The following is a 24,603-nucleotide window of genomic DNA, read 5'->3' as shown; positions in this document are numbered from 1 at the left end:
AAATGGTGTTTCGTGATAATAAGATGCCATATTCAATTACCAGCCTGCAACAGTATACATTGCCTATATTAAAGCTCCAGCACTTATGATTTTTCTATGTTTTTTATCCTGGTGTAAGCATTCTTGAGCAATCTTTGCTTATATCTGTTATACTGGTATTGTGGTAGCGGCCTTAAAGGTTCCCGATCGGCAAGCGTCAGAATCATGGATTTTAATGTTTCCATGTCTTCAGCTTTTTCCAAAATTTTTTTGTCCACAACATTATTCAAATCAATAATTTTTCTATTAATAATAAGAGGGGTTAAGATAATAAGAATAACAGATAAGGCTAAAAGTGGAAGAAAATAAATTCCGTATTTATCTGGCAAATCTATTGAAAGTATATATGATATAAATAACATATCTGCAATCAATACAAACCATAAAAAGATGTCACGAAGCATGATTTTATTTATATTAAACTTTTTACTGTAATAAATCTGGAGCATGTATAATAAAAGTTCAGGTTCATTGAATTTATCAAATGCACTTTTATAAATTATTAAATTCCAGTCATTGCCTCTGGTGGTTGCGCCATATAAATTTGCACGGCTAAATTCAGAAATATACACTTCTATATCCTCATCTCCTGTAACTTCCCTTAATCTGGTTGTTAAATCAGTGCTGTATTCTCCCGGAATGCCATTGTATGGCATCTTATCCCTGTAATTAATGTAAAACGGTATGGCAATTATTATTAGGTCAAATGGAATGAGCAAAATAATTGAAAAAAGGGTATGAATATTTATTATGAGAAAAATAGATTCCAGTAATATATAAGAAAAAACAAATACCAGTAATGAAAATTTTAAGATTGTTGACCTGTTTTTAATATTCTTCTTTATTGAATGATGCACAAGTAATGTGATTATAATTGAAAAAATTGGGGCTATAAAATATATAGCAATATACTGAAATAATTTCATGCTAATAAAAATGGTAAGATATAAAAAAAAGCCAAGGGAAATTACAGAGGGAATTAAATAAAACATTATGGAACCTTTGGTAGATGTTACATTTTTCATAAAATTTAATAATTTTATTATATTTAAAGTCTTTGCCAGATAATCAGAGACAGTCTGGCCCTATTTTTGTTTACTTATTTAATTAAAAGTAAAAGTTAAATATAAATATAAGATAGTGGTCGGCTTGAAGATTGGGTATTTTGGAGAAAAGGGAGCATACAGTAATATAGCCGCAGAAAGACTGGCTGAGGGCGAATACGTTCCATACAAATTTATAAGGTCAATTTTTGATGGCATAAATAAAGGGGAGATTGATTTAGGTGTGGTTCCTATAGAAAATTCAATTGAGGGTGCAGTCAGTGAGACGTATGACAATCTTTACCGGGATAATTTATTTATTGTAAAGGAATATTACCTTAGGATAAGCCACTGTTTGATTGGATTTCCGGATAGTGAAATAGATGATATAAGATACGTTCACTCACACCCTCAGGCACTTGCACAATGCTCCGATTTCATTTTCTCGCATAATTTTATACCTGTAAGTGAGTATGATACCGCAGGAAGTGTGGAAATTGTAAAAGGTTTAAAGGATAAAGCCAGGGCGGCAATAGCCAGTGAGCTGGCAGCGTCCATATATGGTATGCATATTATCCAGAGGGAAATTGAAAATAATAAAAATAACTATACCAGATTTTTCCTATTATCCAAATCTCCCGAAAAGCCAGATGGTAAAACCAAAACAAGCATGGTGTTCTCAACATCAAACACACCAGGTGCCCTTTACAGGGTTCTTTCCATTTTCGATAAGTATTCAATAAATATGTCAAAAATAGAATCGAGGCCGGTTAAATTTAATCCTTTTAATTATATATTCTTTGTCGATATAGAAAATAATAAAAATACAGAAAATGCAATAAATGAAATAAAAAATATTGCAGGAACTTTAAAGATTTTGGGAACATATAAGGATGCATCATTTAATTTTAATTCATAAAATTTTAATATGTGTGATTAATATTATATCTAATAATAAATTAGATACAGGAGTTAGAAAAACTTATGAATCTTAGGAGAATTTTGCTGGATGTTGACAAGGGTTTGAACAGGCCAACGCTTACAGAACTTGCGGGATCAATAGAGGAGGTCCCTGGTGTGGAGGCCGTAAAAATAACAGTTACCGAGATGGATATGGAAACAATGGGCACAAGTATAATAGTTGAGGGCATGAATATTAATTATAATTATTTAATAAAAACTATAGAGGATATGGGGTGTGCCATACATTCAATTGATGAAGTGGTTGCCGGGAAGCACATAGTAAAATGAAAAACAAATTTTTATTTCCATTAAGCATTGGATTATCTGATGGAATAATAACTGCCCTAATACTTGCATCTGGTGGCATCTTGGCACATAATGGCATATCCATATTTCTGGCATTCAAGATCTCATTTGGGTCTGCCTTCGCAGGTACCTTTAGTTATTTTATAGCACAGTATGCAGGTTTGAATGAGGAACTTCACAGAACGGCATTGCAGCTTAATTTAAGATCCACATCTTATTTATTAAAGGGGAAGCTGGGTGATAGAATATTTCTTGAATCCATTGCAGGTTCGTTAATGGCAGCCCTTTGCGGTTTTGCAGGTGCATTAATTCCACTTCTTTCCTCTTTAATCATAAAAAATAATATAATTATACCCTTGGCATTTTCATACATATCACTGGGAGTTCTTGGACTGTTTATAAGCAAAACAACAGCCGGCAGTGCAAAATTATGGGTTTTAATTATGATTTTAATAGGCATAATAGTTACCGTCGCCGGATTTTATTTAAAGTTAATAGTTTAATCATTTTATACTATGTTGTACAGACATGCGTGGAGTCACCATGCAAAATATATGTATAAATATATTAATTTAATTAAATATATTATTGATTCTTAAAACTATCGAATATGGCAGGCATTTAATAAGTTACATAATTTTGTGCATATTATTATTTATTTAATAAAATTATATGTATTTATGCATGCAGGATCCTCGGCAAAAATATCGTTGAAGGTTGCATATGCCCTGGCCCTTGAACCACCACATACATCAGAATAACCACAGCTTCCACACAGTCCCTCCAAATTTTCGGGATTTCTTAAACGCCTTAAAATGTCATTATTCTGATAAATATGGACAATTGATTCTCTCTTGACATTTCCAAGAACAACCGGTAAAAATCCACTTGGATAAACATCACCGTTATGGGATACAAAAATAATTCCCTTACCGTCCCTGGTTTTTTCCATGTGCACGTGCGGTTTTCCATCAGGCAAGCCCAGAAGCTCATGGGTTTTTCTTATTAGTTCCCTGTAAAGTGATGTACCGTGATATGTTTCCTTTTCGTCTGCAATTCTTCTAAATATTGGAGATTCAACAGTTCTTACAGTCATATTGTATGATGTGATGTAGTAAAGCCAGTGGTTTACATCCTCATATTCCAGTGGGGTTAAATCCTCGAAATCTATTGATCTGCCGGTTTTTATAAGGAAAAATACCTCCCACACCCTTATATTATTAGTTATTAATAATTTAAGAATATCCGGGAGTTCCATTATATTCTTTTTTAGAACAACAGTATTTATTTGCACGGGCATTTTATGATTTCTGGCGGTATTAATTGCCTCCATTGTTTTATCAAACACCCAATCATACCCGCGCAGCCAGTTGTGTGTTTCCCTAAGTCCATCAAGGCTTAGTGATATTGAAAGTACATTGTATTTCTTAAGAAGTTCAAATGATTCATCATTAAGCCTTGCAGTGGCAGCGGGGCTGGCAGAAACTGGAATCTTATATTCATATGCTGTTCTAAGTATCTCCTCAAGCCCCTCCTTTTTAAGCATATCCCCGCCAGTTAAAATCAATATTGGATATGGTTTTCCAAAATTTCTAATGGATTTAACAAAATTAACTGATTGATCAACAGTCATCTCGTCTGGAAGCCTTGCCTCAATGGCTGATGCCCTGCAGTGTTTACATGCAAGATCACATGCCTTTGTTGTTTCATAAAAAACAAGTATTGGCTTGTTATTATAATTATACATAATTAATATATTTATTATTTATATATAATGAGAATGAAAAAACTGAAAGAATTTTAAAAAAAGTATAGGTTTTAATATAATTTATTTTCGAGTATTTAAATATTCATATACATTTTTGATCATTTCCCTCTGGTTTTCATGGCTTAAATTTTTCATGCAATCATTATAATCAAGCCACATATATCCTGAATGCTCCGCAGAAATCCTAATACTGGCATCATCATTTATTTCTGACAAAAACATTGTTACATGTTTTATTACCATATCATTTCCCCTTTGAAATTTGTAGCACATTGAATATGAAAATTTCCTATCAATATCATCAGGATTAATTTTAATTCCAGTTTCCTCAAATGTTTCCCGGATTGCAGCCTCAATTTCTGTCTCATTTTTTTCAATATGCCCCTTAGGGAAATCAAGCCACCCCTCAGATCTTTTTAAAAGCAAAAACTTTAAACTGGAATTTTTTTTATAAAGTATAATGCCGTAACTGTATTCATTAAGCTCCATGATTACTGATTGTTGTATCCCTTATATTGTTTGGCATTTTTAAATTTTAAATATAAATTAAACATACAAAATAAGTTAAAAATGTCAGATGAGAATCTTAATACTTTATTAATGGACAAAAATTTTATTAAACTAACAGGTCCACCGGAGGACTGGCTTAACTTCCTTTATACCGGAACATGGGGGTTCAGGGATAAACCAAGGTTAAAATCCATGTATAATAAAATAGATGTAAATTCAAGTGTTTTTTTGCTCCATTCGATGCATACCGAATATATAAATATGCCATATAAAATTAAAACAGGAATAATTGGCTTTGGATTCGCATCCGGTAAATATATTCTGGATAAATCAGATATAATTCCTGATTATGGAGATAATTTTAGACCCTTAAGATTGCAATTTTCAAAGGTTTATCTGTTTGGAGATATATGCGAGATTAAAATTAATGCATTTGAAAAAATTTTATCCTCAGGAATTAACGAGGCCGGATATTACATAGACGCACTTTTAAGGAATTCCATTTCATTCAATGATTTAAAGGACAATATGGTAAGCATACAGCCACAGGGTGCATTACAGGAGCTTGATAAAAAAAATAATGATGCAATTCTGGCAATATTATCAAAAAAATCAACGAAATTACTGGAATTTTCAAAATAAATATTACCTGGAATCATTTTAAAATAAAAGTATTAATTTATTTATATAAATTCCAAAAATCTATATTTGGTTATGTTTATACAAAATAATGAGACTTCTGGCAGAAATTTATCCATTCGTAAAAGAACATAATTTAAAATCAGAAATAGAAAACATGGAGGGCTTTGATGGATTTAACATACCTGATAATCCACTTGGTTATCCAAAAATACCGCCGATTCTAATAGGATACATGATACGGGAAAAATATTTTAAAAAGGATATAATTATAAATCAAGCTCTTAACAGCGTTGGTGAACTTTATGTACATTCAATTATAAAAGCTGCAAAAATGATTAAATCATCAATTGTTTTTACCATGGGTGATGAACCAAAATATGGAAAAAGATTAAATGAGATATCATCTGAAACCGCCGCATCAATTGCTGCTGAAAGTAATGTTAATGCGGGATTGATAATAAGTTTTTCCTACAGTTATGCAAAAATAAAGGAAAGAATGAAATCAAATGCATCATTTTATCTTGCCCTTAATCTTAAAAAACCGGAAATGCTTGAAAATTTAGATGCATCTAAAATAATTCCTTATATTATCATAAAAACAGAAAGAAATTCAGAAACCATAGGATCAATAAAACAGCCATACATAAATGAAAATTCATTAAAGGATTACTGTGATGCACTTGAATCTTATGGAATAAAAGCGGTTATTTTATCCACCCCGGGTGACAAAAAGGGGCTCATAAAAATTTTAAATGAGGTACAATAATTATAAACATTGATTCTGTATAAACTTTATAAGTATAGATTGCATCTATTATAGGATTTAGTATGGATAAATATGATTCATCACAGATACAAATACTGGAAGGTTTAAAGGCTGTCAGAAAGGTTCCTGGCATGTATATAGGTTCAACTGGGACAGAGGGCCTGCACCACATGGTTTATGAGGTAGTAGATAACTGTATAGACGAATCCATGGCAGGATTTGCATCCAATATAAATATTGTAATATATAGGGATGGATCAATATCTGTGGAGGATGATGGAAGGGGAATTCCTGTAGATATACATCCTAAGTATAACAGGCCGGGCCTGGAAATCGTTATGACAGAGCTTCATAGCGGTGCAAAATTTGATAAAAAGGTATATAAGGTTACCGGCGGCCTTCACGGTGTGGGAGTTCATGTGGTTAATGCACTTTCAGAATACTTAATTGCCCTTGTAAAAAAAGATGGTAAGATATACTATGAAAGATTTGAGAGGGGCATTCCTGTGTCAGGTCTGGTTACATTAACCCCTGATGAGGCAAAAAATGATGAAAATATTAAAGATATTGTTATAAAATATCCAGAACATGGAACAATAATAAAATTTTATCCTGATAAGGAAATATTTGACAGCACAGATTTTTCATACAGCGTCATAAGTGAAAGGATAATGGACCTTGCATTTCTTAATCCAAAAATTACAATTAATTTATCAGATTTTAGAACAAACAAATCAGAATCATTTCATTTCGATGGTGGCCTGGTAGAATATGTGCAGTATTTAAATCAGGGAAAGGAGGTAATAAATAAGGATCCAATACACTGCTATGAAGAATATAAAGATTACACCGTTGAATTCGCCATGCAGTATAATAACGATGTCCCTGAAATATCAGAAAGCTTTGTAAATAACATAAAAACACCGGAGGGCGGCACGCATCTTACAGGTTTTCATACCGGCGTCTCAAGGGCAATTATAGACTATGCAAAGAATAAAAATTTAATAAAGGGGGTTTCAGCGATTACCGGAGATGATACCAGGGAGGGTCTTGTATCAGTGCTGCATGTAAAGATGTACAATCCACAGTTTGAGGGACAGACCAAGGAAAAGCTTGGGAACAGTGCAGTTAAAAATATTGTTTCATCAATAACAGAAAAATACCTTAAGGAATACTTTGAATCATTTCCCCTTGTTGCTGAGGCCATTATAAGAAGGGTTCTTGCTGCATCAGCTGCAAGGGAGGCATCAAGAAAGGCCAAGGACCTTGTAAGGAGAAAAACTGCACTTGAGAGCGGAAGCCTTCCCGGTAAGCTTGCAGACTGCTCATCAGACGATTCAAAAATAACGGAAATATACATAGTTGAGGGTGACTCTGCAGGTGGATCTGCAAAGCAGGCAAGAAACAGGGAATTCCAGGCAATACTCCCATTGAGGGGTAAAATACTTAATGTCGAAAAGGCAAATGACAATAAGGCTCTTGAAAATGAGGAAATAAAAAATTTAATAACAGCCATAGGAACGAATATAAAGGATAAATTTGATATAAGGAATTTAAGGTATAATAAAATCATAATAATGACCGATGCGGATGTGGATGGTGCACATATAAGGACACTCCTGCTAACATTCTTTTACAGATTTATGAAGGATCTTATTGATCAGGGCCATGTATATTTTGCCCAGCCTCCATTATACAGAATTCAAAAGGGGAATGACATACACTATGTTTTCTTCGAGGATGAAAAGGATGATTTGATTAAAAAGCTTGGTGGCAATGTAATAATACAGAGATTTAAGGGTCTGGGTGAGATGAACCCGGAACAGCTCTGGGATACCACGATGAACCCTGAAACGAGGAAGCTTGTGCAGGTTACAATAGAGGATGCCTATTATGCAGATCAATTATTTAGCATATTAATGGGTGAAAAGGTGGAGCCCAGAAGAAAATTCATTGAGGAAAACGCAAAGTACGTAAAGAATCTTGACATATGAGGGTGAGATAAATGCTTGTAAAACCTATAGAGGAAGAAATTAAAACATCATATTTAGATTATGCAATGAGTGTCATAGTCAGCAGGGCAATACCTGATTTCAGGGATGGGTTGAAGCCTGTACAGCGTAGAATACTTTATTCCATGTACGAGCTGAATGTGACCCACGATAAACCATTCAAAAAATCTGCACGTATTGTTGGAGAAACCATGGGTAAGTATCATCCACATGGCGATATGGCAATATATGATGCACTGGCTCGAATGGCACAGGATTTTTCATTAAGATACACATTAATTGATGGGCAGGGTAACTTTGGATCAATAGACGGCGATTCCCCGGCTGCCATGAGGTATACAGAGGCAAGGCTCCAGAGAATTGCAGAGGATATGATGCAGGACATAGATAAGGATACTGTAGAATTCATGCCGAATTTTGACGGTTCATTAAGGGAACCATTATATTTTCCATCAAAGATACCACAGCTGCTGATTAATGGTACATCTGGAATAGCGGTGGGAATGGCCACAAACATGGTACCACATAATTTTAACGAGGTTGCAGATGCAATTATATATTCTGTTGATAATCCACAATGTTCTGTTAATGAACTTTTAGGTTTTATTAAGGGTCCGGATTTTCCCGGCGGTGGCATTGTTTACAAAAGCAGTGACATGCTTGACATATACAGAACCGGCCACGGAAAGGTCCTGTGCCAGGGAGAGATTTCAGAGGAGAAAAAGAAGATAATAATCACAAGCCTGCCATATGGTGTGAATAAGGCAGTTTATATTCAGAATGTGGCGGATCTTGTTAAAAATGATGTTATCAGCAATATATTGGATATTAAGGATGAAAGCGACAGGCATGGCATAAGGATAGTTATTAAGGTTAAGGACGATGATGAGAAAAAATTAACAATAAACCAGCTGCTGGAACACACACAGCTTGAAACATCAATAGGAGTTAACAATCTCGTGCTTTTGGATAACCAGCCGGTTACAATGAACCTGAAGGAAATGATAGACACTTTTATAAACTTCAGGCTGGAAATAATTAAAAAAAGGTCAATATTTGATTTAAATAGGTTAAGGGAAAGGGAACACATACTGACTGGATTAAGCATTGCACTTCAGAACATAGATAAAGTCATAGGAATAATTCGCGGTTCCGAAAATGTTGATACGGCACGGAACAGGCTGATGTCAGAAATAAATCTTTCAGAGAAACAGGCTGTGGCAATACTGGAAATGAGATTGCAGAGATTAACAGGTCTTGAAATTAAGAAGATAGAGGATGAATTAAAATCAATAAGGGAGAACATCATAAAATTAAATGAAATAATAAATAATGAGAACAAAAGAAGGGAGGTCCTAAAAAATGAAATGATTGAACTAAAAAGGCTTTATGGGGACAAAAGAAGGACAAAAATACTTGACCGTGAACTTGTTGAAAGAAATGATGAGGATCTGATTCCAAACGAGGAGTCAATTTTAATATTAAGCAATAACGGACTAATTAAAAGGGTGTCATCTGAGGAGTATAATACACAAAAGCGTGGTGGCAGGGGCATTGTGACTGTAACAAGGCGTGAGGATAGTGTGAGAAGCATACTGTCATGCATGTCGCATGACCTCCTTTATTTCTTTACAAACACCGGAAGGGTGCTCAGTGCAAAGGCATATACTATAGAGAAAAAATCCAGGACGGCAGTTGGGGTTTCCGGTTCAACATTCCTTAAGCTGCTTGACGGGGAGATAGTAAGGCAGATAATGAGGTCTCCTGAGGATAAAAAATCATTCCTTATAATAGTTACAAAAAATGGTTTTATTAAAAAAACACCTGTCAGGGAGATACTTAACATGCGGGAATCTGGTGTAAAAATCATTAATCTTGACAGGGATGATGAGGTGGTTTCAGTTTCAGATCTTGTTAAACCCTCCAAAATATTTATAGTTGCATCAAACAGCAAGGCTGCAATATTTTTAAGTGATGAGGTTTCATCCACAGGAAGAACATCAAGGGGCGTTAAATCAATGAAGTTAAACGGTGCCGAGGTAATAAATGCATTTCTCGTAAACGATGATGACACTGTACTAACAATTACTGAAAATGGAATGGGCAAGAGAACACAGGTATCTGAATTTACAGTACATCACCGTGGATCCAGTGGTAATCTTATATTTAGGGAAAGTGACCGTACCGGGTCTATAGTTACAGCGCTGCCTGTTAGGGATGGGGATGAGATATTAATTATAACAAAGAAGAGCAAAACAATAAGAATTAGTGCGGATGAAATTAGAATACTATCAAGGGTTACATCAGGTGTAAGATTAATAAATCTGGATGATGATGACTCAGTCATAGCCGCATCTGTTCTATAATTTATATTTTAATAAATTTATTATTAACCTTTTAATTGTGCATTTTACCATCTTTATAAAAAATAAACCAGAAATATTTATAAAATTAGTTACAATAACCACCAATGAAAGTTTCTATTATAGGTCTTGGCCATATTGGAAAGGCAGTTCTTGGTATTTTAAATGAAAACAAAAAATTATTTATGGAAAGGTATGGCAAAAGCATTGAGGTTATCTCTGTATCTGATTCAAAAAATACAGTATATGATAAAAATGGTCTCGATCTGGAAAAGGTTCTAATGTACAAGCAAAGGAACCAGCTTGGGGAACTGGCAGAAAATATAAAATTCGATGAGATTTATTCACTTGAATCAGATGTTATTGTTGATATGTCACCGGCCACAAAGGACGGAATTGCAGGAATGAAATTGTACACATCAGCCTTTGAATCGGGCAAAAATATTGTGACCTCAAATAAGGCCCCTCTGGCACTTCACTGGAAGGAGATTATGGAGGGTGCATATAAAAACAAGAAAAGAATACTTTTTGAATCTTCTGTTGGTGGTGGCACACCACTATTTAATTTAAATTCATACTGTTTAAAATCATCAAATATACTTGAATTTAAGGGTCAGGTAAGTTCAACAATAAATTTTGTATTATCACAGTTACTGGCCGGCCTGGATTTTAATGATGCTGTAAAAACTGCACAGAACATGGGGATTGCAGAAACCGATTACCATGACGATACCAATGGCCTTGACGGTGCCAGAAAAACGGTTATAATAGCCAATGCACTGCTAAATAAGGATTACACATTGAATGATGTGAAATATGATGGCATTGAAAACCTAAAAGATATTAATTACATGAAGGAATCAGGAAAAATATACCGTGTTTTATCACATATTAAAAATGAGAATGAAATTACAATAGAATCAAAAATTTTTGAGCTGGACAGAAAAGAAACACTTGCATGCCTGGATTCATTGTCAATGGGGTATCTGGAAAAAACAGATAACAATGATGATATAACAATCTTTGAAAAGCATGACGGCCCGCTTGAAACGGCGGCGCAGGTTGTTAATGACCTTCTCATAATATAAATTTTTTATATTGATTAAAAAAGGCAATCTAAATTGCCGCAGCCATTGCAGCGAATACACCTGTTATAAATAATAGCACAAACCATATAAATACCTGCATTATTACCAAAAGCAGTCCCCTCTCCATGCTTATTCTATAAATCTGCGAATAAACATATAAAAGAATAATAAATGTTATTAGAAAGGCAAGCAATGTCCCAAGAATGGGAATTGGAAAGAATAAAAGGCGAAGTCCTGCATAAACCACTATTATTATAATTGCTGTCATAATTGTTGAAATAACCGCATTGCCCAGTGTCGCGGTGGATCTCCTGGCCACTATTTTTGAGGCTATATACATTGGAATGGATATTATTACTATCATTATTAAGACCGCTATTAATGCAAGTATCAGGCTAAATATAATCATTAATTGGATATCATAATGTTATTATTTAAGACTTTGTCAGATTTATATTAAAATTATTATTTTTATCCTGAAATATTTAATGTTATTATTTGATAAAAACGCCTGTTAAAAATCATCAAAATAATATATTTTATAACAATTATAAGTTATGAAAGTTTCAATTATAGGTGTCGGCACAGTTGGTAGATCAATAGTAACTGGAGTTGCCAAATTAAAAAATTATGAGATTTTTCTTAGCTCTGGATCATATGAAAGGCTAAAATCATGGAATAACGGCAGATATAATATTTTTCAATCCAATTATGAAAATGCGAAAAATGGGGATATTATAATATTATCAGTAAAACCATCAAATGCGGTAAAAATTCTGGAGGAAATTAAAGATGTGGCAAATGGCAAGGTTATAATTTCAGTTATGGCAGGAATAACCATTAATTTAATAAATAAATATCTAGATAAATCGCCTGTTATCAGGGTTATGCCAAACATTCCCATGCTTGTCCAGAAATCAGTAAATGCCTTTTGTTATTATAATTTAGATGATGAAAACAAAAAAATAGTACTTGAAATATTATCGTCCTTTGGCACACCTGTTGAAATTAAGGAAGATTATATAGATGCAGTGACAGGTTTGAGTGGCAGTGGCCCTGGTTTTATCTCTGTAATGATAGATGCAATGATATCTGCTGGAGTCAGGCTTGGCATTCCAAAGGATACTGCTAAATATCTTACACTGGAAACATTTATTGGAACGGCAAGTCTGATCAGGGAATTAAAAATTTCACCTTCAGACTTAAGGGATGAGGTAATGACACCGGGGGGGACAACCGTTGCTGGCCTTTATTATCTTGAAAAAGGAAACATAAGAACCGCCATAGCGGATGCTGTTGAGGGTGCATATAAAAAATCTGAGGATTTTTCAAAAAATTATAAATAAAAATAAATTTAATAAAAATTTTTAAATAAAAATTTTTTTGGGTTATAAATCCTCCTCACCAAAGGCAAGTATTAGGAGTATAAAGCCCACGAAGGTAAAGAAGAATGATACCCAGCTGCCAATCTGATGAGGACCATCATTGGCATTGATTCTTGGGAACATGTCATAGTCCAGAAATGTCGGAATTGAAATTATAAGAAATACTATCCCAGTGTACATCAGGTATTTTGATCTCTTTTTCATCTTTTTAAACCATTCCATTGGTGATTCCGTCATAATATTGCACCCCCTAAAGCCGCAAAGGTAAATATGTAAAGCAGTATCGGCGTTATAATTGTCCTTCTTGATATCTTTCCATTGGTTGATTTATTATGGGCTATGGATATACCCAGAAGTATAATGGATATGAAGATGAATACCAGGGCTATTACCAGAAGTCCCTCCTCATATACACCGAAATTGCCAAATACGGGCGATATCATGGTGTAAGGCTGCTCATGGTAAAGTTTTCCCACAGGCTTTATGAGTATGGCATACAGTACAAATGGCACACTTCCAATCCAGTAGGCAATCATCGCATAATAATATAAATATAATGATTTTTTATCCATTTTACACCCTCTCCTTTATGGTTCTCTGCATTATCATAAATATTATGGCAGCGAACAAAAATAAATTTATTACCAGCGTTATGGCCCAGTACCTCTCATATGCGTATGGCTTCACCTGGGTGAAATACCACATTAGAGGATCAACGACCACAAGCTGGATTACACCAATTAAATAAATTATGTTCTTAGTTTGCATTTGCATCACCGTCCTTCTTTGCAAATCTCATGGCATATACTGGCAGGAATGAAATCAATGTTAGTGACCACCACAGGTATTCTGTTAGAAGCCTTGTCTGGGTAAGACCTGGCTGTGAGTATCCCCATATTGTCATAACTGCAAGTCCTAAAACTAAATAGACACCGAATGCTGTTATCCATGGCCTTTCAAGGACACCTTTTTTATGGTACCTGTCTATGAATGGTATTATCAGCATGAAAATTAATATGCCAATAATTAATGGTACACCACCGGTGCTTAACCCGTAACCTGCGACATCCATTAGCTTATATACAGGTGTAATGTACCAGTCAGGAACTGGAAAAGTACCATATGCAAGGGAACCGTATCCCAGTGTGAGTTTCTGTGGGAATGCAGCTGCGAATATTATGATTACACCTATGATTATTATTGCAGAGAATACTGCATATAAAAGATTTGTTGGGTACCATGGTATCATTTTTCCCTTTTCTGTTTTATCGTCATTTGCAAGGCCGGACCTTTCAAAGAGCATGAAATGCACCGCGAATATTGCAAGCATTAGCGTGGAAAAAACTGCAACGTGTAATGCCAATAGATGTGAGAATGTGGCTGTGGTTGTATAATTACCAACAAGTATCCCCTCAAGCCAGTTTATAAATGCACCAGGGAGTATTCTGCCAAGAACACTCCTCTGCATAAACAGCATTCCTATATGCAGGGCTGCCATTGCTATTGCAGTGTTTGCCAGCATATAACCGAGTATGGCAGTAAGTATTGTGAGCAAAAATAAAACGACACCGAGAATCCACTGCAGCCATCTCCATTTTCCACGGTATGATCCCACAAACCACTGCCTCATCATATGGAAGTATACAAGGCCTATCATCGCGTATGCCATGTACAGATGTGATGTTAATATAATATGGCCAAACGGAACATCATCTATTATGTATTCTGTTGCCCTGTAGGGGTCAACCTGGCTGTAATAAAAGAATATAATAATTCCTGTTACTATCTGATATATTAAAGCCGTTGCAACCCATGCACCGGTCCACTCATCTATTCTGTAACCTTTGGTTGTAACTGACCTGAATCCTATTTTATATGTACCTTCCGGCAGATCTTTTTCTTCTTCCATTATTTTCGTTAAATCATACTCATTTTTTTCATATTCAGCTTTTTCCATTTTTTACTCACCCTTTATGGAAGCCTGTGGAAATTACCCTTCCATGGTCCGGAATTGCTTACAACCACTGTTTTATATAAAACCACAGAGCCATTTACCTGATTTACATCAAAGCTGCTTGGAGCACCGGTCTCAATATTTGAAGGTGTATCCTTGTATGTATAAATTGTGCTGGGAATTGATTGTGTTGATGTTGGTATTGCGGTTCCGCCTGTTAGGTTTTCCTTTTTAACCTGCGGGCCATAGGTCTGGCCTCCGGGATACTGCAGGTGAGTTCTTATTACTGCATTTTTGGAGTTTATACCGTAGGCGAAAATATAACTTTCGGTAAAATCACTAGCACTAGGTTCTTTATTTGTGGCAAGCATTATCTGCGGTAATGAGTGGTTTGCCGGACTTGGTGCTGCTCCATTATTATATAAATTGCTGCCACCCCATACAGGGTTATACTGGCTTCCATGGCATTTGCAATATATAAGGCCATTGGTTGGCCACTCAAAAACACCAGTGCCGTTGGTCTTATATCCAACAAGCTGGGCCTCAAATGGTATGCTTTTTCCTGGATGATAATCAAGAAATGGTGGCACACACCCAAGATGCTGGCATATCCCACTTAATGCTATTATAGATATATCATTAACTGGATCATAAATAACACCTGTCATTGGAGCCTTTGAGGATGGGGACACTGGGGCAAAACCGCTTGTGGGCACTATGCTATCCTCAGGTGTTGTTATTTTAACACCCTTAATAGCTATCAGAAATGTCGGCTCATCCTGAAGTGGATAATTAAAAACCAAAATATTTGCACTGGTTGCCGTGGAAGACACGGCGTACTGTTCAACATTCGCAACCGTAATTGGATTTCCCTGCGGGTCCTCGAGTATGGCAAGTGGATAATTATCCATCACAGGAATTCCACGGTCCTTTGGAACAACATATCTCTCAAAGGAAAGCCCACCAACAAGAAGCGCGGCCACTGAGAGACCGGCACCCTTAAGAAAGGCCCTTCTTTCAGGCTCTGGAACTGCATTATTACCTTTGTTCATGATCAGTTTAATTATTGTTTATATAAATATTTTGTCATTAAAAAAATCAAATTATCAATATATAAAATAAAAATTACGTTTTTCATCTTATTATATTTATTTCCTTCTTATTATTACCTGTATTTGCTCTTAACTTTTACTTTTTCTATATAATTTTAATATCATTATATAATTTTTATATGTAGTACATAACAGAATTTTCATCATATTTTTCACGGTATTTTAAATAAAAATGAATAAAAAATATTTTTGAAAATCAATAAAATCAGGCATTTTTAATGGTTTTGGCGTTTAGAAATATTTAAATATTATCCATTAAATACAGTATTAGTGATCATTAATGTTTGATGCACCAATGGATTGGTTGATAATTATAGTTGTTGCCCTTATCATTTTCGGCGGCACAAAAAAGATACCTGAAATGGCCAGAAATCTTGGAAAGGCCACAGGGGAATATAAAAGAGGACAGATGGAGATAGAAAACGAATTAAAAAATAGCATGAATTCCTCTGCACCAAAGCCCGAGGGCCAGGTTGACTACATGAAAATTGCACAGGACCTTAACATAGACACAAACAATAAGACAATAGACCAGATAATAAAGGAGATAAATGAGAAATTAAACAGAACACCCGAAACAAAGACAAATTAATATGGACAACGAGTTAATTCAGTATTTCTTAAAATATTCCGATGAGATAAGATACAGGTTAATAAGAATCCTTGCTGTTTTTGGCGTATTTTTTGTAATTTTTGTGGTATTTCAAGTAAAATATATAATTTTTTTGGGCCACAGATTCCTTTTCATATATCCTGATCCGTATGATAATATTGGTGCACAGGCCCTATTACTGTTACGTGACCATATACTTCCAAGCGGTACAAAGCTGCTTATAATAAAGCCGGTGGATGGTGTGATGGCTGATTTTTACACATGTATTGCACTTGCAGTTATGATATCAATGCCGGTCATTATTTATCATGTGGCTAAATTTGTAACCCCCGCATTAAAGGAAAGCGAGGTTGCCCTTTTAAAATCCATAATAATTCCTGCATCATTATTATTTTTCGCAGGTGCATTTGTTGGTGTGTATTTCATTGCACCTGAACTCTTCAGAATATTTACCGCATTTGATGTTGGCCTTGGTGCATCGCCAACAGTAAGTGTTTCAAGCTTTACATCATTTTTATTCATGTACATAATTGCCTTTGGATTATCCTTTGAGATACCTGTTTTTATGACAGGTTTAAGCAGGTTTGGAATAGTTACAGCAAAAACCTGGAGGGAAAACTGGAGATATGCTGTCATAGGAGCTTTGGTTTATGGTATGATATTTTCTCCAGGGGTAACAGGATTTACAATGGTAATCATAGCAATACCAATGATTGCACTATATTTTGGTGGAATATACTTCGCAGAAAAGGCTGAAAAGAAATTTGAGAGCTCGGAAAATCCATCAGGCAGTGCCGACCAGTGAAAGACCCCTAATTACAATTTTTCCAGATATTCCATCCTTTATAACAACTCTGTCCCTTTCATGACTTATTGAGTTATAAATATCCTTAGGAATCTCTATTTTTATATCCTTATCTATTTTAAACGAATCCTTGTACTTAAAATCACTATTTATTTCATATGATGGTTTTTTTATAAGCTGGCACATATTGTCAGTGCATGGTCCCTGTTCAAGTGTAATTTTTAATAATAACACATTATTCTGTAAAATTTTTTTAATACCCTCACTTACCATTATTTTGCCGTTTCCTGCATCATACTCAAACATATATTAGCATATTTTTACATTATAAATACATTTTTATTTATATTGAAGTGTTGTACCAAATATTTTAATGCATTGTGCACAATATAGGGCAAAAATATATACATTATAATTAATTATATGTCATGGAATCAAAAAATCTTACAATAAATGAGTCGAGAATTCTCAGGGAGTTGATTAAAAATTCAAGACAGAATATTTCAGAAATATCAAGGAATTTAAATTTAAGCAGAAATACTGTTGCATTAATAATAAAAAAACTGGAAAATAGTGTGATAGAAAACTACACTGTAAATATAAAACAGAATACAGAAAGCAATTATATTATTGCCATTGTGAAAAGCCTTGACGGCATAAAAAAGGAATTATTAACAGAATATTTTGAGCTAACCAATGGAAAATATATGGTCATTTCATCGGATTCAAATTTTTTAAATAACCTGAATTATGATGAAATACATATTGCCAGGCATAGAGAGAGGGGGTCTGAAAATTTTAATATTGATCTTTACTGCGATTTCTGCGGTGGCAAAATAGTATCCATTCCAAAAACGTATGAGATAAACAGAAAAAAATATTACTTTTGCTGTGATACATGCAAGTCAACATTTATTAAAAGACAAAATGCACTGGAAAAATATTAAATTTTAGCATTATGCAATATAAATCGATTTATACTCTATATATATAATTAGATTATGGCAAATATAGATCCTGTATGCGGAATGAAGGTTGATAAAAAGATAGAGGCAGAATATAATGGGAAATCTTATTACTTTTGCTGTGAACACTGCAAGGATGAATTCCTTAAGAATCCAGTAAAGTATACAAGGTAATTTTAATGGCAATAGACCCTGTTTGTGGGATGTACGTTTCAGAGGATACTGATCTCTATCTTGATAAGGATGGAACAAGATATTACTTCTGCTCAACTGGCTGTCTTGAAAAATTTAGGGAGCCAGAAAGGGAGGAAAAATCGTTAAAAATTAGGTTAATTGTAGCCTGGTCATTTTCAATTCCCATATTAATACTAAATTATGCTCTAGTATCACCGTACAGGAATTACATACTGCTTTTGCTGGCACTGCCAGTACAGTTTTATTCCGGACTTGGCTTCTATCATGGTGCGTATGGGGCCATTAAAAATAGATCAGGAAACATGGATTTGCTGATAACTCTCGGAACATTAACGGCATTTATTTTTTCATTATTCATTACATTTGATGGTAATGTTTTTCCAGTTAAATACACATATTATGATGCATCAGTTTTTATTATCACATTGATACTAACAGGTGGTTATATAGAAAGCCTGACAAAGAGGGCAGCAAACTCATCTGCCCACAGGCTTTTGGAATTAATACCAGAAAGTGTCCATATGTATAGCAATGGTAATGTACATGATGTGGCCTATGAAAATATTAAAACAGGGGATGCCATTCTAATAAGACCCGGAGAGAATATTGCAGTGGACGGAACAATAATAAAGGGTACAACAGAGGTGGACGAATCAATGATAACCGGTGAACAGATGCCGGTACTAAAGCACGAAAATGACAATGTTTATTCAGGCACAAAAAATATAAATGGTAGCATAATTGTAAAAGTTAACGCGGTGGGCCCAAATTCAACTGTTAATAAACTGTATTCATTAATACAGATGGCAGCAATGGGAAGGGCAAAAATTCAGCGCATTGCCGATGTATTTTCATCGTATTTTGTTCCGGTTGTTATATCAGCAGCACTTGGCTCTTCAATATTCTGGTTTATTTATTTAAATCATGAGGGGGACCCCATATCCTTAATAATATCTGTCCTTGTTTTTGTTTCAGTTATAGTTATAGCGTGTCCATGTGCCATAGGACTTGCTGCACCAATTACGTTGCTAATATCATCAAATGAATCACTTGAAAATGGAATAATAATTAAAAATTCAAGTTCCATGGATCGTTTATCGCACATAAACATGGTAATCTTTGATAAAACTGGAACCCTAACAAATAACAGCCCAAATGTGTCATACATGAGGTATTATGGCGATAAGATGCTTGTCAACTCCATGTTAATTTCTATAGAACAGGCATCGAATCATCCGGCTGCACGTGCAATTGTTAATTACATTAAGGAACTCCCACATGACACCTATACAATTAATGATATAAAGGAGATACCGGGATTTGGCATTAAGGGTGCTTTTAATGGCCGTGAAATCTCTGTTACCAGGGATGGCAATTTTACCGTGCTAAATTACAATAACGAAAAACTTGCCGAAATAAAAATAGAATATAAATTAAGGGATAGTGCAAAAATCGCTGTTAAAAAGCTTATTAAAAATGGAATTGATGTTGCAATTGTAACCGGCGACAGCAAGGAGAATACAGTAAACATTGCACATGATCTTGATATCAATAAATATTATTATAATATCAAACCAGACCAGAAGGCAGAAATAGTAAAGAAGATGCAGAGGGATGGAAAATATGTAATGTTCGTTGGCGATGGCATAAATGATACAATTGCAATGGAGGCTGCCGACGTTGGTGTATCAATGTCCTCAGGTTCTGACATAACAAAAGAAAATGGTGATATTATACTATTAAAGGATGACCTAAAAAACGTTTATAATATGATTATCATTGGAAGAAAAACAATTAAAAAGGTAAGGCAGAACATAGGATGGGCAATTGGATATAACTCGGCACTTATACCTGTTGCGGCCGGCATACTTGTTCCACTCTTCGGGCTTTCCATATACTTTGTGCTTCCAATACTTGCAGCACTTGCAATGGGTATGAGTTCCACAACGGTTGTTTTAAATTCCCTAAGAATAAAGAAATCAATTAGAAGGTCAATAAGTTTATAAAAACAAAATAATTAACTTATACATGAAGATAAGCATAAATGCATTTGAAAATGGTAAAAGGATACCGGTAAGGTTTACGTGTGATGGCGATGACATATCCCCGGAAATACATGTTTCAGGTATACCGGAGGGGAAGCATTATATGATTATTATGAATGACCCTGATGCTCCTGTAGGACTATTTACCCACTGGATAATATACAATATACCGGCATCTGTGAATATACTGCATGAGGATATTGATAAAAATTCAATAACCGAGGATGGGTTTTATCAGGGTAAAAACGATTTTGGAAAAACTGGTTATGGAGGACCATGCCCACCAAAGGGCAATGGCCCGCACAGATATTTTTTCAACCTTTATGTTCAGGATAAAAGAATAGACAGGGACAAAATCTCTGTGGCTGAGGCATATAATACTGTAAAAAATAAGGAGAAGACAACATATATGGGTGTATATGAAAGATTATAATTTTTCAATATTTTCAAGAATCTCCTTTAATTTATCAAATGCCTCAGGGAAATCTGGTCTTGTAATGCATACCCTTAGATATGTTCCATTAACTCCAAATAATCTTGCGGGAACAGCACTAACCCCATTTTTCGCAAGGATATCGCTTAATTTATCTGAATCCATTTTTGTATATTCTGAATAATCAACGAAGGATACTGGAACATTTAGTGGCTTTATATTTTTATAGAATTTTAATTTCCCAATGTTATTAATTAATATCCTGTGATTTGAACTTACAATACCCCTGACAAATGATGCAATTTTATCATGATCCCTCAAGATCTTAACGCCTGCAGACACATTTATATATGAAACATTCTCCACCACAAGGCCCTTATAACCATATATGTCAAGTGCTGATTGCCTATCAGGGGCAATAATGTAACCAAGCTTAAGGTCATCCCCGGCATAAAACTTTGTAAATGTATTTATTAAATAACCTGAGTCATGCCTAAATTTATTCAGGTCAGAATAAAATTCATAAAATGTTTCATCTATAACGGCAGTTTTATAACCGCCTTTTAATTCAGGCATGGTACCTGTTGGATTGTTTGGAAGGCTTAATGCATATATCCCATCTTCACCCTTTTTATAACCATAAATTTCAGGTGTTTTATATATTAATTCATATTCTGGAACATTTACATTACAGGTTTTAAAACCCTTTCTCATTAAATCAAGCATTATTAATCCAAAGGCCTCTGTTGCACCATGCGTAATAACTATTCTATCAGGGTCAACATCATGCAAGCTGGCTATTTCATTTATAAAATCCTTTTCCGTATAATGGTCATTGATGTTAAAATATTTCTTTATGTCAAGAACACCAGACATGCCACTGTTGCTTAAATTATACCCTGCATGATGTGAATCCAGCCATAAACCTGTATCAAACGCCATTATCTGATATTACCAATGGCATATATATTTTTATTGAAGATGATTTTAAATTTTTATGCATAATATGTTTAAGCAATGATGCAATTATATCTAAAAATGGGAGTTAGAAATTACCTGCTATTTGGTTTGGTTTCCGGATTCATAGCCGCAATTTTTGAGGCCTCTGCATTTTATATTTTTGATGCATTATCTGGAATTAGTATCGGAATACAGTTTACCGATATAGGAATTAAACTCTTCCATTTTTATGGTATCACAGCCCAGGCATCTGGATTATTAATGCATTTTCTTGTTGGCACAGTTGTTGGATTTTTTGCAGCATTAATATCATTTTATATTAAACCCTTTAATATTTTTAACAGTCGCAAAGGATTTTTAATAGGCTTGCTGGCCGGATTTTTAATACTTATTCTTTTCAGCCTTCCGGTAAATATATTTTTATTGCATCTATATGTTTATGAAAATTATCATAAGGCATCCACACTGTTTTATTATTCCATGCATATATTTTTTGGCATGGTCTGGGGAATATTTCTGGGATTAATAAATAAAAAATATTTTCACAAATAAGCGATATAAATTATAATTATAATCGAATGGATATATTTTTATTTGAGTTTGTCATTAAATAAGCATGGATATAGTTGAAAAAATTGCCGGTGAGATTACAATTTCCGACAATCCTGGAATAACAATAAGAAAATGGCGTGAGGAATTTAACATATCACAGATGGAGCTATCAAGGTTTATGAATGTTTCCCCATCAGTTATCAGCGATTATGAATCAGGCAGAAGAAAATCACCAGGTGCATCATCAATAAAAAAAATTGTAAACGCCATGATAAGCATAGAGGAAAAGCGCGGTGGGCACATACTAAGAAGGTATAACAGCGGAATACCATCAGATGCCCTTCTCGATATAAAGGACTATGACCATGATATTTCATTAGAATATATTCTTCCCAAGATAAGGGGCAAATCATGCTCAAAGGCGGATTTAAAAAGAAATATAAGGGGTTATACAATGATTGACGGCATAAAGGCCATACTTCAGTTCTCATATGCTGAGTATACCAAACTTTATGGGTGGTCAAGCCAGAGAATAATCTTTATAACCGATGTTTCAATAGGGAGAAGCCCAATGATAGCCATAAGGGCTCACCCACTCAAACCGGCGGCAGTGGTTTATATAAAACCGGAAAATGTTGATGAGCTCGCAATTAAATTATCTGAAATAGAAAATATACCATTAATTAAAACTGATATGGATTATAAATCTATATCCGGGGTAATGAATTTGTTAAGATGAGAAAATTTTATTTATATACCAGTCAGGGTCAAATGGCATAATATCATCCATATTCTGGCCCGTGCCAACGAATAATATTGGTTTTTTTATTTCTGTAGATACGCTAATTACAGCGCCACCCTTTGCATCAGTGTCCAGTTTTGTAAGTATAATACCATCAAAGTTAATTTCTCTGGCAAATGTATTTGCCTGTTCTATAACGTCCTGGCCGATCATTGCATCAAGCACAAGAAGGGTTAAATCCGGCTTTGAAACCCTCTTTATCTTCTTCATTTCATCAAGGAGATTTTTATTGGTCTGCATTCTACCTGCAGAGTCTATTAAAACATAATCAAGCGACCTTGCCCTTGCGTGCTCTATGGCATCAAATGCAACAGATGCGGGGTCACTCTTAAAATCATGTTTTATTACCTCCACACCTATATTCTTACCCAGTATTGAGATCTGCTCTATGGCACCTGCCCTGAATGTATCGGATGCCGAGATAACAACCTTTTTTCCATTATTTTTCAGGTAATATGCAAGCTTTGCTATGGTTGTTGTCTTTCCGGTTCCATTTATACCAAGAAACAAAATTATATATGGTTTTTTACCCGGGTTAAGTATATCGAATCTATTTTGATTTTCAGATATTATTTCCTTAATAACATTCTTTAACTCATCCTCAACCGAATAAAAGTCAACCCTTCTTTTTAATTTCCCCATACGTTCCTTTAATTTTTCAGTAATCAGATCCGCGGAATCCAGGGAAACATCTGATTCAAGCAGGATTTCCATTATTTGATTATCAATTTCAGATCTTTTAATAACCCTCTGGTTACCTTCCTTTCCAGTATTTTCTTCATTTACCTGTTTTTCTGATGAAACATCGTTTTCAACAACTGAATTATTATCATTCTGTTTCGAAAATATTTCAGAAAACTTTTTCTTTAACTTGTCAAACATTAATTGCTTCCCCTTGCATTTTGTATTGCATATACAAGTGCATCATAATTGTTTTGAACCTTCTCCTTCTGTTCTATCAGGCTATTATAGGAATCATTTAGATTTTTTATATTTGCCTTCAAATCCTCAAGTGCATCCGCCCTATCCTTTTCTATATAAACATTTGATCCAACAGGAACAAGAATTTTATCTGTATTTAGTGTTGCCCTTGCAAAGAGGCCTGACCCTATTGATATTTTAACATCCTCTGACTTTTGATACTCATTATTTTCCAGTAAGGAGGCGGTTTCAGAGGTTTCCTGAAGTGTCTTTGCAATTATTTCAATCCGGCCATTTATATTTTCGATGAGATTTTTTAAATACTCAAGCTGGTCCAAAACATTTTCCTGATCTGCCATTT

30 protein-coding genes are annotated in these 24,603 nt (G+C 34.6%); 17 read left to right on the top strand and 13 right to left on the bottom strand.

The annotated features are described in order from the left end of the window. Nucleotides 1–83: 83 nt before the first annotated feature. Complete coding sequence (locus tag QXW15_RS01600) at nucleotides 84–1,064, bottom strand: hypothetical protein (protein ID WP_342789842.1); 981 nt, start codon at nucleotides 1,062–1,064, stop codon at nucleotides 84–86. A gap of 124 nt (nucleotides 1,065–1,188) precedes the next feature. Between QXW15_RS01600 and pheA the strand changes: the two genes are divergently transcribed. From pheA to QXW15_RS01585, 3 genes are all read left to right on the top strand, one after another. Then, on the top strand, nucleotides 1,189–2,001 hold the full coding sequence (pheA, locus tag QXW15_RS01595) for a prephenate dehydratase (protein ID WP_048101188.1): 813 nt from the start codon (nucleotides 1,189–1,191) through the stop codon (nucleotides 1,999–2,001). Nucleotides 2,002–2,066: 65 nt separating this feature from the next. Continuing rightward, nucleotides 2,067–2,333 carry a DUF211 domain-containing protein gene (locus QXW15_RS01590; RefSeq protein WP_048101187.1) on the top strand — a complete coding sequence of 89 codons (267 nt, stop codon included), beginning with the start codon at nucleotides 2,067–2,069 and terminating at the stop codon, nucleotides 2,331–2,333. Further along, nucleotides 2,330–2,854, top strand: coding sequence for a hypothetical protein (locus tag QXW15_RS01585; protein WP_048101186.1), 525 nt, complete (start codon nucleotides 2,330–2,332; stop codon nucleotides 2,852–2,854). Before QXW15_RS01590 ends, QXW15_RS01585 begins: the two co-directional genes overlap by 4 nt. A 152-nt stretch (nucleotides 2,855–3,006) precedes the next feature. Here QXW15_RS01585 and QXW15_RS01580 read toward each other — a convergent pair whose 3' ends face one another. Then, entirely contained in the window at nucleotides 3,007–4,098 is a 1,092-nt protein-coding gene (locus QXW15_RS01580; RefSeq protein WP_048101185.1) for a TIGR04053 family radical SAM/SPASM domain-containing protein, read from the bottom strand. Nucleotides 4,099–4,179: 81 nt separating this feature from the next. After that, on the bottom strand, nucleotides 4,180–4,608 hold the full coding sequence (locus QXW15_RS01575; RefSeq protein ID WP_048101184.1) for a bis(5'-nucleosyl)-tetraphosphatase: 429 nt from the start codon (nucleotides 4,606–4,608) through the stop codon (nucleotides 4,180–4,182). An 81-nt stretch (nucleotides 4,609–4,689) separates the two neighbouring features. Here QXW15_RS01575 and QXW15_RS01570 point away from each other — a divergent pair, with 81 nt between their 5' ends. The 5 genes from QXW15_RS01570 (at nucleotide 4,690) to QXW15_RS01550 (ending at nucleotide 11,500) form a co-directional block, all read left to right on the top strand. After that, the gene (locus tag QXW15_RS01570; protein ID WP_048101183.1) at nucleotides 4,690–5,271 is read left to right on the top strand and encodes a hypothetical protein; all 582 of its coding nucleotides are present in this window, start codon (nucleotides 4,690–4,692) and stop codon (nucleotides 5,269–5,271) included. 88 nt (nucleotides 5,272–5,359) lie between these two features. Beyond that, on the top strand, nucleotides 5,360–6,037 hold the full coding sequence (locus QXW15_RS01565; RefSeq protein ID WP_048101182.1) for a hypothetical protein: 678 nt from the start codon (nucleotides 5,360–5,362) through the stop codon (nucleotides 6,035–6,037). Between the two features lie 62 nt (nucleotides 6,038–6,099). Beyond that, entirely contained in the window at nucleotides 6,100–8,031 is a 1,932-nt protein-coding gene (gyrB, locus tag QXW15_RS01560; protein ID WP_048101181.1) for a DNA topoisomerase (ATP-hydrolyzing) subunit B, read from the top strand. A gap of 11 nt (nucleotides 8,032–8,042) precedes the next feature. Next, complete coding sequence (gyrA, locus tag QXW15_RS01555) at nucleotides 8,043–10,415, top strand: DNA gyrase subunit A (protein ID WP_048101180.1); 2,373 nt, start codon at nucleotides 8,043–8,045, stop codon at nucleotides 10,413–10,415. Nucleotides 10,416–10,519: 104 nt separating this feature from the next. Next, complete coding sequence (locus QXW15_RS01550) at nucleotides 10,520–11,500, top strand: homoserine dehydrogenase (RefSeq protein ID WP_055032588.1); 981 nt, start codon at nucleotides 10,520–10,522, stop codon at nucleotides 11,498–11,500. A 28-nt stretch (nucleotides 11,501–11,528) separates the two neighbouring features. Here the strand turns inward: QXW15_RS01550 and QXW15_RS01545 are convergent, their stop codons facing one another. Further along, nucleotides 11,529–11,909 (bottom strand): hypothetical protein, encoded by a 381-nt coding sequence (locus QXW15_RS01545; protein WP_048101178.1) that lies wholly within the window; start codon nucleotides 11,907–11,909, stop codon nucleotides 11,529–11,531. A gap of 148 nt (nucleotides 11,910–12,057) precedes the next feature. Here QXW15_RS01545 and proC point away from each other — a divergent pair, with 148 nt between their 5' ends. Continuing rightward, nucleotides 12,058–12,846: a pyrroline-5-carboxylate reductase gene (gene proC / locus QXW15_RS01540; RefSeq protein ID WP_048101177.1), complete on the top strand. Its 789-nt coding sequence runs from the start codon at nucleotides 12,058–12,060 to the stop codon at nucleotides 12,844–12,846. A gap of 42 nt (nucleotides 12,847–12,888) precedes the next feature. Here proC and QXW15_RS01535 read toward each other — a convergent pair whose 3' ends face one another. From QXW15_RS01535 to QXW15_RS01515, 5 genes are read right to left on the bottom strand one after another with little or no spacing between them, the layout of a single operon-like run. After that, nucleotides 12,889–13,122, bottom strand: a complete 234-nt coding sequence (locus QXW15_RS01535; RefSeq protein ID WP_048101176.1) for a hypothetical protein — start codon at nucleotides 13,120–13,122, stop codon at nucleotides 12,889–12,891. Further along, on the bottom strand, nucleotides 13,119–13,457 hold the full coding sequence (locus QXW15_RS01530; protein WP_048101175.1) for a hypothetical protein: 339 nt from the start codon (nucleotides 13,455–13,457) through the stop codon (nucleotides 13,119–13,121). The genes QXW15_RS01535 and QXW15_RS01530 overlap by 4 nt, the downstream gene beginning before the upstream one ends. Before the next feature lies 1 nt (nucleotide 13,458). Then, complete coding sequence (locus tag QXW15_RS01525; RefSeq protein ID WP_054963799.1) at nucleotides 13,459–13,653, bottom strand: hypothetical protein; 195 nt, start codon at nucleotides 13,651–13,653, stop codon at nucleotides 13,459–13,461. Further along, nucleotides 13,643–14,842, bottom strand: a complete 1,200-nt coding sequence (locus QXW15_RS01520) for a cytochrome bc complex cytochrome b subunit (RefSeq protein WP_287950896.1) — start codon at nucleotides 14,840–14,842, stop codon at nucleotides 13,643–13,645. Before QXW15_RS01520 ends, QXW15_RS01525 begins: the two co-directional genes overlap by 11 nt. A 14-nt stretch (nucleotides 14,843–14,856) precedes the next feature. Further along, complete coding sequence (locus QXW15_RS01515) at nucleotides 14,857–15,891, bottom strand: twin-arginine translocation signal domain-containing protein (protein ID WP_342789835.1); 1,035 nt, start codon at nucleotides 15,889–15,891, stop codon at nucleotides 14,857–14,859. Nucleotides 15,892–16,246: 355 nt separating this feature from the next. On the opposite strand from QXW15_RS01515, the gene QXW15_RS01510 reads away from it, so the two are divergent. Both QXW15_RS01510 and QXW15_RS01505 read left to right on the top strand, forming a co-directional pair. After that, nucleotides 16,247–16,543 carry a twin-arginine translocase TatA/TatE family subunit gene (locus QXW15_RS01510; protein ID WP_287950894.1) on the top strand — a complete coding sequence of 99 codons (297 nt, stop codon included), beginning with the start codon at nucleotides 16,247–16,249 and terminating at the stop codon, nucleotides 16,541–16,543. A gap of 1 nt (nucleotide 16,544) precedes the next feature. Continuing rightward, nucleotides 16,545–17,369 carry a twin-arginine translocase subunit TatC gene (locus QXW15_RS01505; RefSeq protein WP_048101171.1) on the top strand — a complete coding sequence of 275 codons (825 nt, stop codon included), beginning with the start codon at nucleotides 16,545–16,547 and terminating at the stop codon, nucleotides 17,367–17,369. Here the strand turns inward: QXW15_RS01505 and QXW15_RS01500 are convergent. Continuing rightward, on the bottom strand, nucleotides 17,349–17,675 hold the full coding sequence (locus QXW15_RS01500) for a hypothetical protein (protein ID WP_048101170.1): 327 nt from the start codon (nucleotides 17,673–17,675) through the stop codon (nucleotides 17,349–17,351). The two genes, QXW15_RS01505 and QXW15_RS01500, sit on opposite strands and share 21 nt — an antisense overlap. A 122-nt stretch (nucleotides 17,676–17,797) precedes the next feature. On the opposite strand from QXW15_RS01500, the gene QXW15_RS01495 reads away from it, so the two are divergent. From QXW15_RS01495 to QXW15_RS01480, 4 genes are read left to right on the top strand one after another with little or no spacing between them, the layout of a single operon-like run. Then, nucleotides 17,798–18,316: a TRASH domain-containing protein gene (locus tag QXW15_RS01495; RefSeq protein ID WP_048101169.1), complete on the top strand. Its 519-nt coding sequence runs from the start codon at nucleotides 17,798–17,800 to the stop codon at nucleotides 18,314–18,316. A gap of 54 nt (nucleotides 18,317–18,370) precedes the next feature. Further along, on the top strand, nucleotides 18,371–18,508 hold the full coding sequence (locus tag QXW15_RS01490) for a YHS domain-containing protein (RefSeq protein WP_082180421.1): 138 nt from the start codon (nucleotides 18,371–18,373) through the stop codon (nucleotides 18,506–18,508). 5 nt (nucleotides 18,509–18,513) lie between these two features. Then, nucleotides 18,514–20,535 carry a heavy metal translocating P-type ATPase gene (locus QXW15_RS01485; RefSeq protein ID WP_048101168.1) on the top strand — a complete coding sequence of 674 codons (2,022 nt, stop codon included), beginning with the start codon at nucleotides 18,514–18,516 and terminating at the stop codon, nucleotides 20,533–20,535. Between the two features lie 22 nt (nucleotides 20,536–20,557). Next, nucleotides 20,558–21,007 carry a YbhB/YbcL family Raf kinase inhibitor-like protein gene (locus QXW15_RS01480; protein ID WP_055032400.1) on the top strand — a complete coding sequence of 150 codons (450 nt, stop codon included), beginning with the start codon at nucleotides 20,558–20,560 and terminating at the stop codon, nucleotides 21,005–21,007. On the opposite strand, the gene QXW15_RS01475 is transcribed toward QXW15_RS01480, so the two are convergent. Next, a complete protein-coding gene (locus QXW15_RS01475; RefSeq protein WP_342789832.1) occupies nucleotides 21,002–21,949 on the bottom strand; it encodes a hypothetical protein in 948 nt (315 codons plus the stop codon). The two genes, QXW15_RS01480 and QXW15_RS01475, sit on opposite strands and share 6 nt — an antisense overlap. Before the next feature lie 96 nt (nucleotides 21,950–22,045). On the opposite strand from QXW15_RS01475, the gene QXW15_RS01470 reads away from it, so the two are divergent. Together QXW15_RS01470 and QXW15_RS01465 are read left to right on the top strand one after the other, a co-directional pair. Beyond that, the gene (locus QXW15_RS01470; RefSeq protein ID WP_342789831.1) at nucleotides 22,046–22,519 is read left to right on the top strand and encodes a hypothetical protein; all 474 of its coding nucleotides are present in this window, start codon (nucleotides 22,046–22,048) and stop codon (nucleotides 22,517–22,519) included. A 64-nt stretch (nucleotides 22,520–22,583) separates the two neighbouring features. After that, on the top strand, nucleotides 22,584–23,258 hold the full coding sequence (locus QXW15_RS01465) for a helix-turn-helix domain-containing protein (protein WP_048101164.1): 675 nt from the start codon (nucleotides 22,584–22,586) through the stop codon (nucleotides 23,256–23,258). Here the strand turns inward: QXW15_RS01465 and ftsY are convergent. Then, entirely contained in the window at nucleotides 23,250–24,203 is a 954-nt protein-coding gene (ftsY, locus tag QXW15_RS01460; protein ID WP_054964435.1) for a signal recognition particle-docking protein FtsY, read from the bottom strand. The two genes, QXW15_RS01465 and ftsY, sit on opposite strands and share 9 nt — an antisense overlap. Next, entirely contained in the window at nucleotides 24,203–24,601 is a 399-nt protein-coding gene (gene pfdA / locus QXW15_RS01455) for a prefoldin subunit alpha (RefSeq protein WP_048101162.1), read from the bottom strand. The genes ftsY and pfdA overlap by 1 nt, the downstream gene beginning before the upstream one ends. Nucleotides 24,602–24,603 lie beyond the last annotated feature (2 nt).

Origin of the sequence: Acidiplasma sp. (assembly GCF_038728925.1) — an archaeon.
Classification (GTDB): domain Archaea; phylum Thermoplasmatota; class Thermoplasmata; order Thermoplasmatales; family Thermoplasmataceae; genus Acidiplasma; species Acidiplasma aeolicum.
The sequence above is the reverse complement of the archived record's forward strand: the minus strand, read 5'-3'. Positions and strand labels throughout refer to the sequence as shown.

Excerpts from the sequence above, each read along its gene's own strand:
- QXW15_RS01475 (WP_342789832.1), bottom strand. The coding sequence starts at position 21,949 with ATGGCGTTTGATACAGGTTTATGGCTGGATTCACATCATGCAGGGTAT.
- QXW15_RS01495 (WP_048101169.1), top strand. The coding sequence starts at position 17,798 with ATGGAATCAAAAAATCTTACAATAAATGAGTCGAGAATTCTCAGGGAG.
- proC (WP_048101177.1), top strand. The coding sequence starts at position 12,058 with ATGAAAGTTTCAATTATAGGTGTCGGCACAGTTGGTAGATCAATAGTA.
- QXW15_RS01580 (WP_048101185.1), bottom strand. The coding sequence starts at position 4,098 with ATGTATAATTATAATAACAAGCCAATACTTGTTTTTTATGAAACAACA.
- QXW15_RS01510 (WP_287950894.1), top strand. The coding sequence starts at position 16,247 with ATGGATTGGTTGATAATTATAGTTGTTGCCCTTATCATTTTCGGCGGC.
- QXW15_RS01585 (WP_048101186.1), top strand. The coding sequence starts at position 2,330 with ATGAAAAACAAATTTTTATTTCCATTAAGCATTGGATTATCTGATGGA.
- QXW15_RS01545 (WP_048101178.1), bottom strand. The coding sequence starts at position 11,909 with ATGATTATATTTAGCCTGATACTTGCATTAATAGCGGTCTTAATAATG.
- QXW15_RS01465 (WP_048101164.1), top strand. The coding sequence starts at position 22,584 with ATGGATATAGTTGAAAAAATTGCCGGTGAGATTACAATTTCCGACAAT.
- pfdA (WP_048101162.1), bottom strand. The coding sequence starts at position 24,601 with ATGGCAGATCAGGAAAATGTTTTGGACCAGCTTGAGTATTTAAAAAAT.
- QXW15_RS01590 (WP_048101187.1), top strand. The coding sequence starts at position 2,067 with ATGAATCTTAGGAGAATTTTGCTGGATGTTGACAAGGGTTTGAACAGG.
- QXW15_RS01500 (WP_048101170.1), bottom strand. The coding sequence starts at position 17,675 with ATGTTTGAGTATGATGCAGGAAACGGCAAAATAATGGTAAGTGAGGGT.
- QXW15_RS01570 (WP_048101183.1), top strand. The coding sequence starts at position 4,690 with ATGTCAGATGAGAATCTTAATACTTTATTAATGGACAAAAATTTTATT.
- gyrB (WP_048101181.1), top strand. The coding sequence starts at position 6,100 with ATGGATAAATATGATTCATCACAGATACAAATACTGGAAGGTTTAAAG.
- QXW15_RS01480 (WP_055032400.1), top strand. The coding sequence starts at position 20,558 with ATGAAGATAAGCATAAATGCATTTGAAAATGGTAAAAGGATACCGGTA.
- QXW15_RS01515 (WP_342789835.1), bottom strand. The coding sequence starts at position 15,891 with ATGAACAAAGGTAATAATGCAGTTCCAGAGCCTGAAAGAAGGGCCTTT.
- QXW15_RS01550 (WP_055032588.1), top strand. The coding sequence starts at position 10,520 with ATGAAAGTTTCTATTATAGGTCTTGGCCATATTGGAAAGGCAGTTCTT.
- QXW15_RS01530 (WP_048101175.1), bottom strand. The coding sequence starts at position 13,457 with ATGGATAAAAAATCATTATATTTATATTATTATGCGATGATTGCCTAC.
- QXW15_RS01565 (WP_048101182.1), top strand. The coding sequence starts at position 5,360 with ATGAGACTTCTGGCAGAAATTTATCCATTCGTAAAAGAACATAATTTA.
- QXW15_RS01505 (WP_048101171.1), top strand. The coding sequence starts at position 16,545 with ATGGACAACGAGTTAATTCAGTATTTCTTAAAATATTCCGATGAGATA.
- ftsY (WP_054964435.1), bottom strand. The coding sequence starts at position 24,203 with ATGTTTGACAAGTTAAAGAAAAAGTTTTCTGAAATATTTTCGAAACAG.
- QXW15_RS01520 (WP_287950896.1), bottom strand. The coding sequence starts at position 14,842 with ATGGAAAAAGCTGAATATGAAAAAAATGAGTATGATTTAACGAAAATA.
- QXW15_RS01470 (WP_342789831.1), top strand. The coding sequence starts at position 22,046 with ATGGGAGTTAGAAATTACCTGCTATTTGGTTTGGTTTCCGGATTCATA.
- QXW15_RS01525 (WP_054963799.1), bottom strand. The coding sequence starts at position 13,653 with ATGCAAACTAAGAACATAATTTATTTAATTGGTGTAATCCAGCTTGTG.
- gyrA (WP_048101180.1), top strand. The coding sequence starts at position 8,043 with ATGCTTGTAAAACCTATAGAGGAAGAAATTAAAACATCATATTTAGAT.
- QXW15_RS01535 (WP_048101176.1), bottom strand. The coding sequence starts at position 13,122 with ATGACGGAATCACCAATGGAATGGTTTAAAAAGATGAAAAAGAGATCA.
- QXW15_RS01600 (WP_342789842.1), bottom strand. The coding sequence starts at position 1,064 with ATGAAAAATGTAACATCTACCAAAGGTTCCATAATGTTTTATTTAATT.
- QXW15_RS01485 (WP_048101168.1), top strand. The coding sequence starts at position 18,514 with ATGGCAATAGACCCTGTTTGTGGGATGTACGTTTCAGAGGATACTGAT.
- QXW15_RS01575 (WP_048101184.1), bottom strand. The coding sequence starts at position 4,608 with ATGGAGCTTAATGAATACAGTTACGGCATTATACTTTATAAAAAAAAT.
- QXW15_RS01490 (WP_082180421.1), top strand. The coding sequence starts at position 18,371 with ATGGCAAATATAGATCCTGTATGCGGAATGAAGGTTGATAAAAAGATA.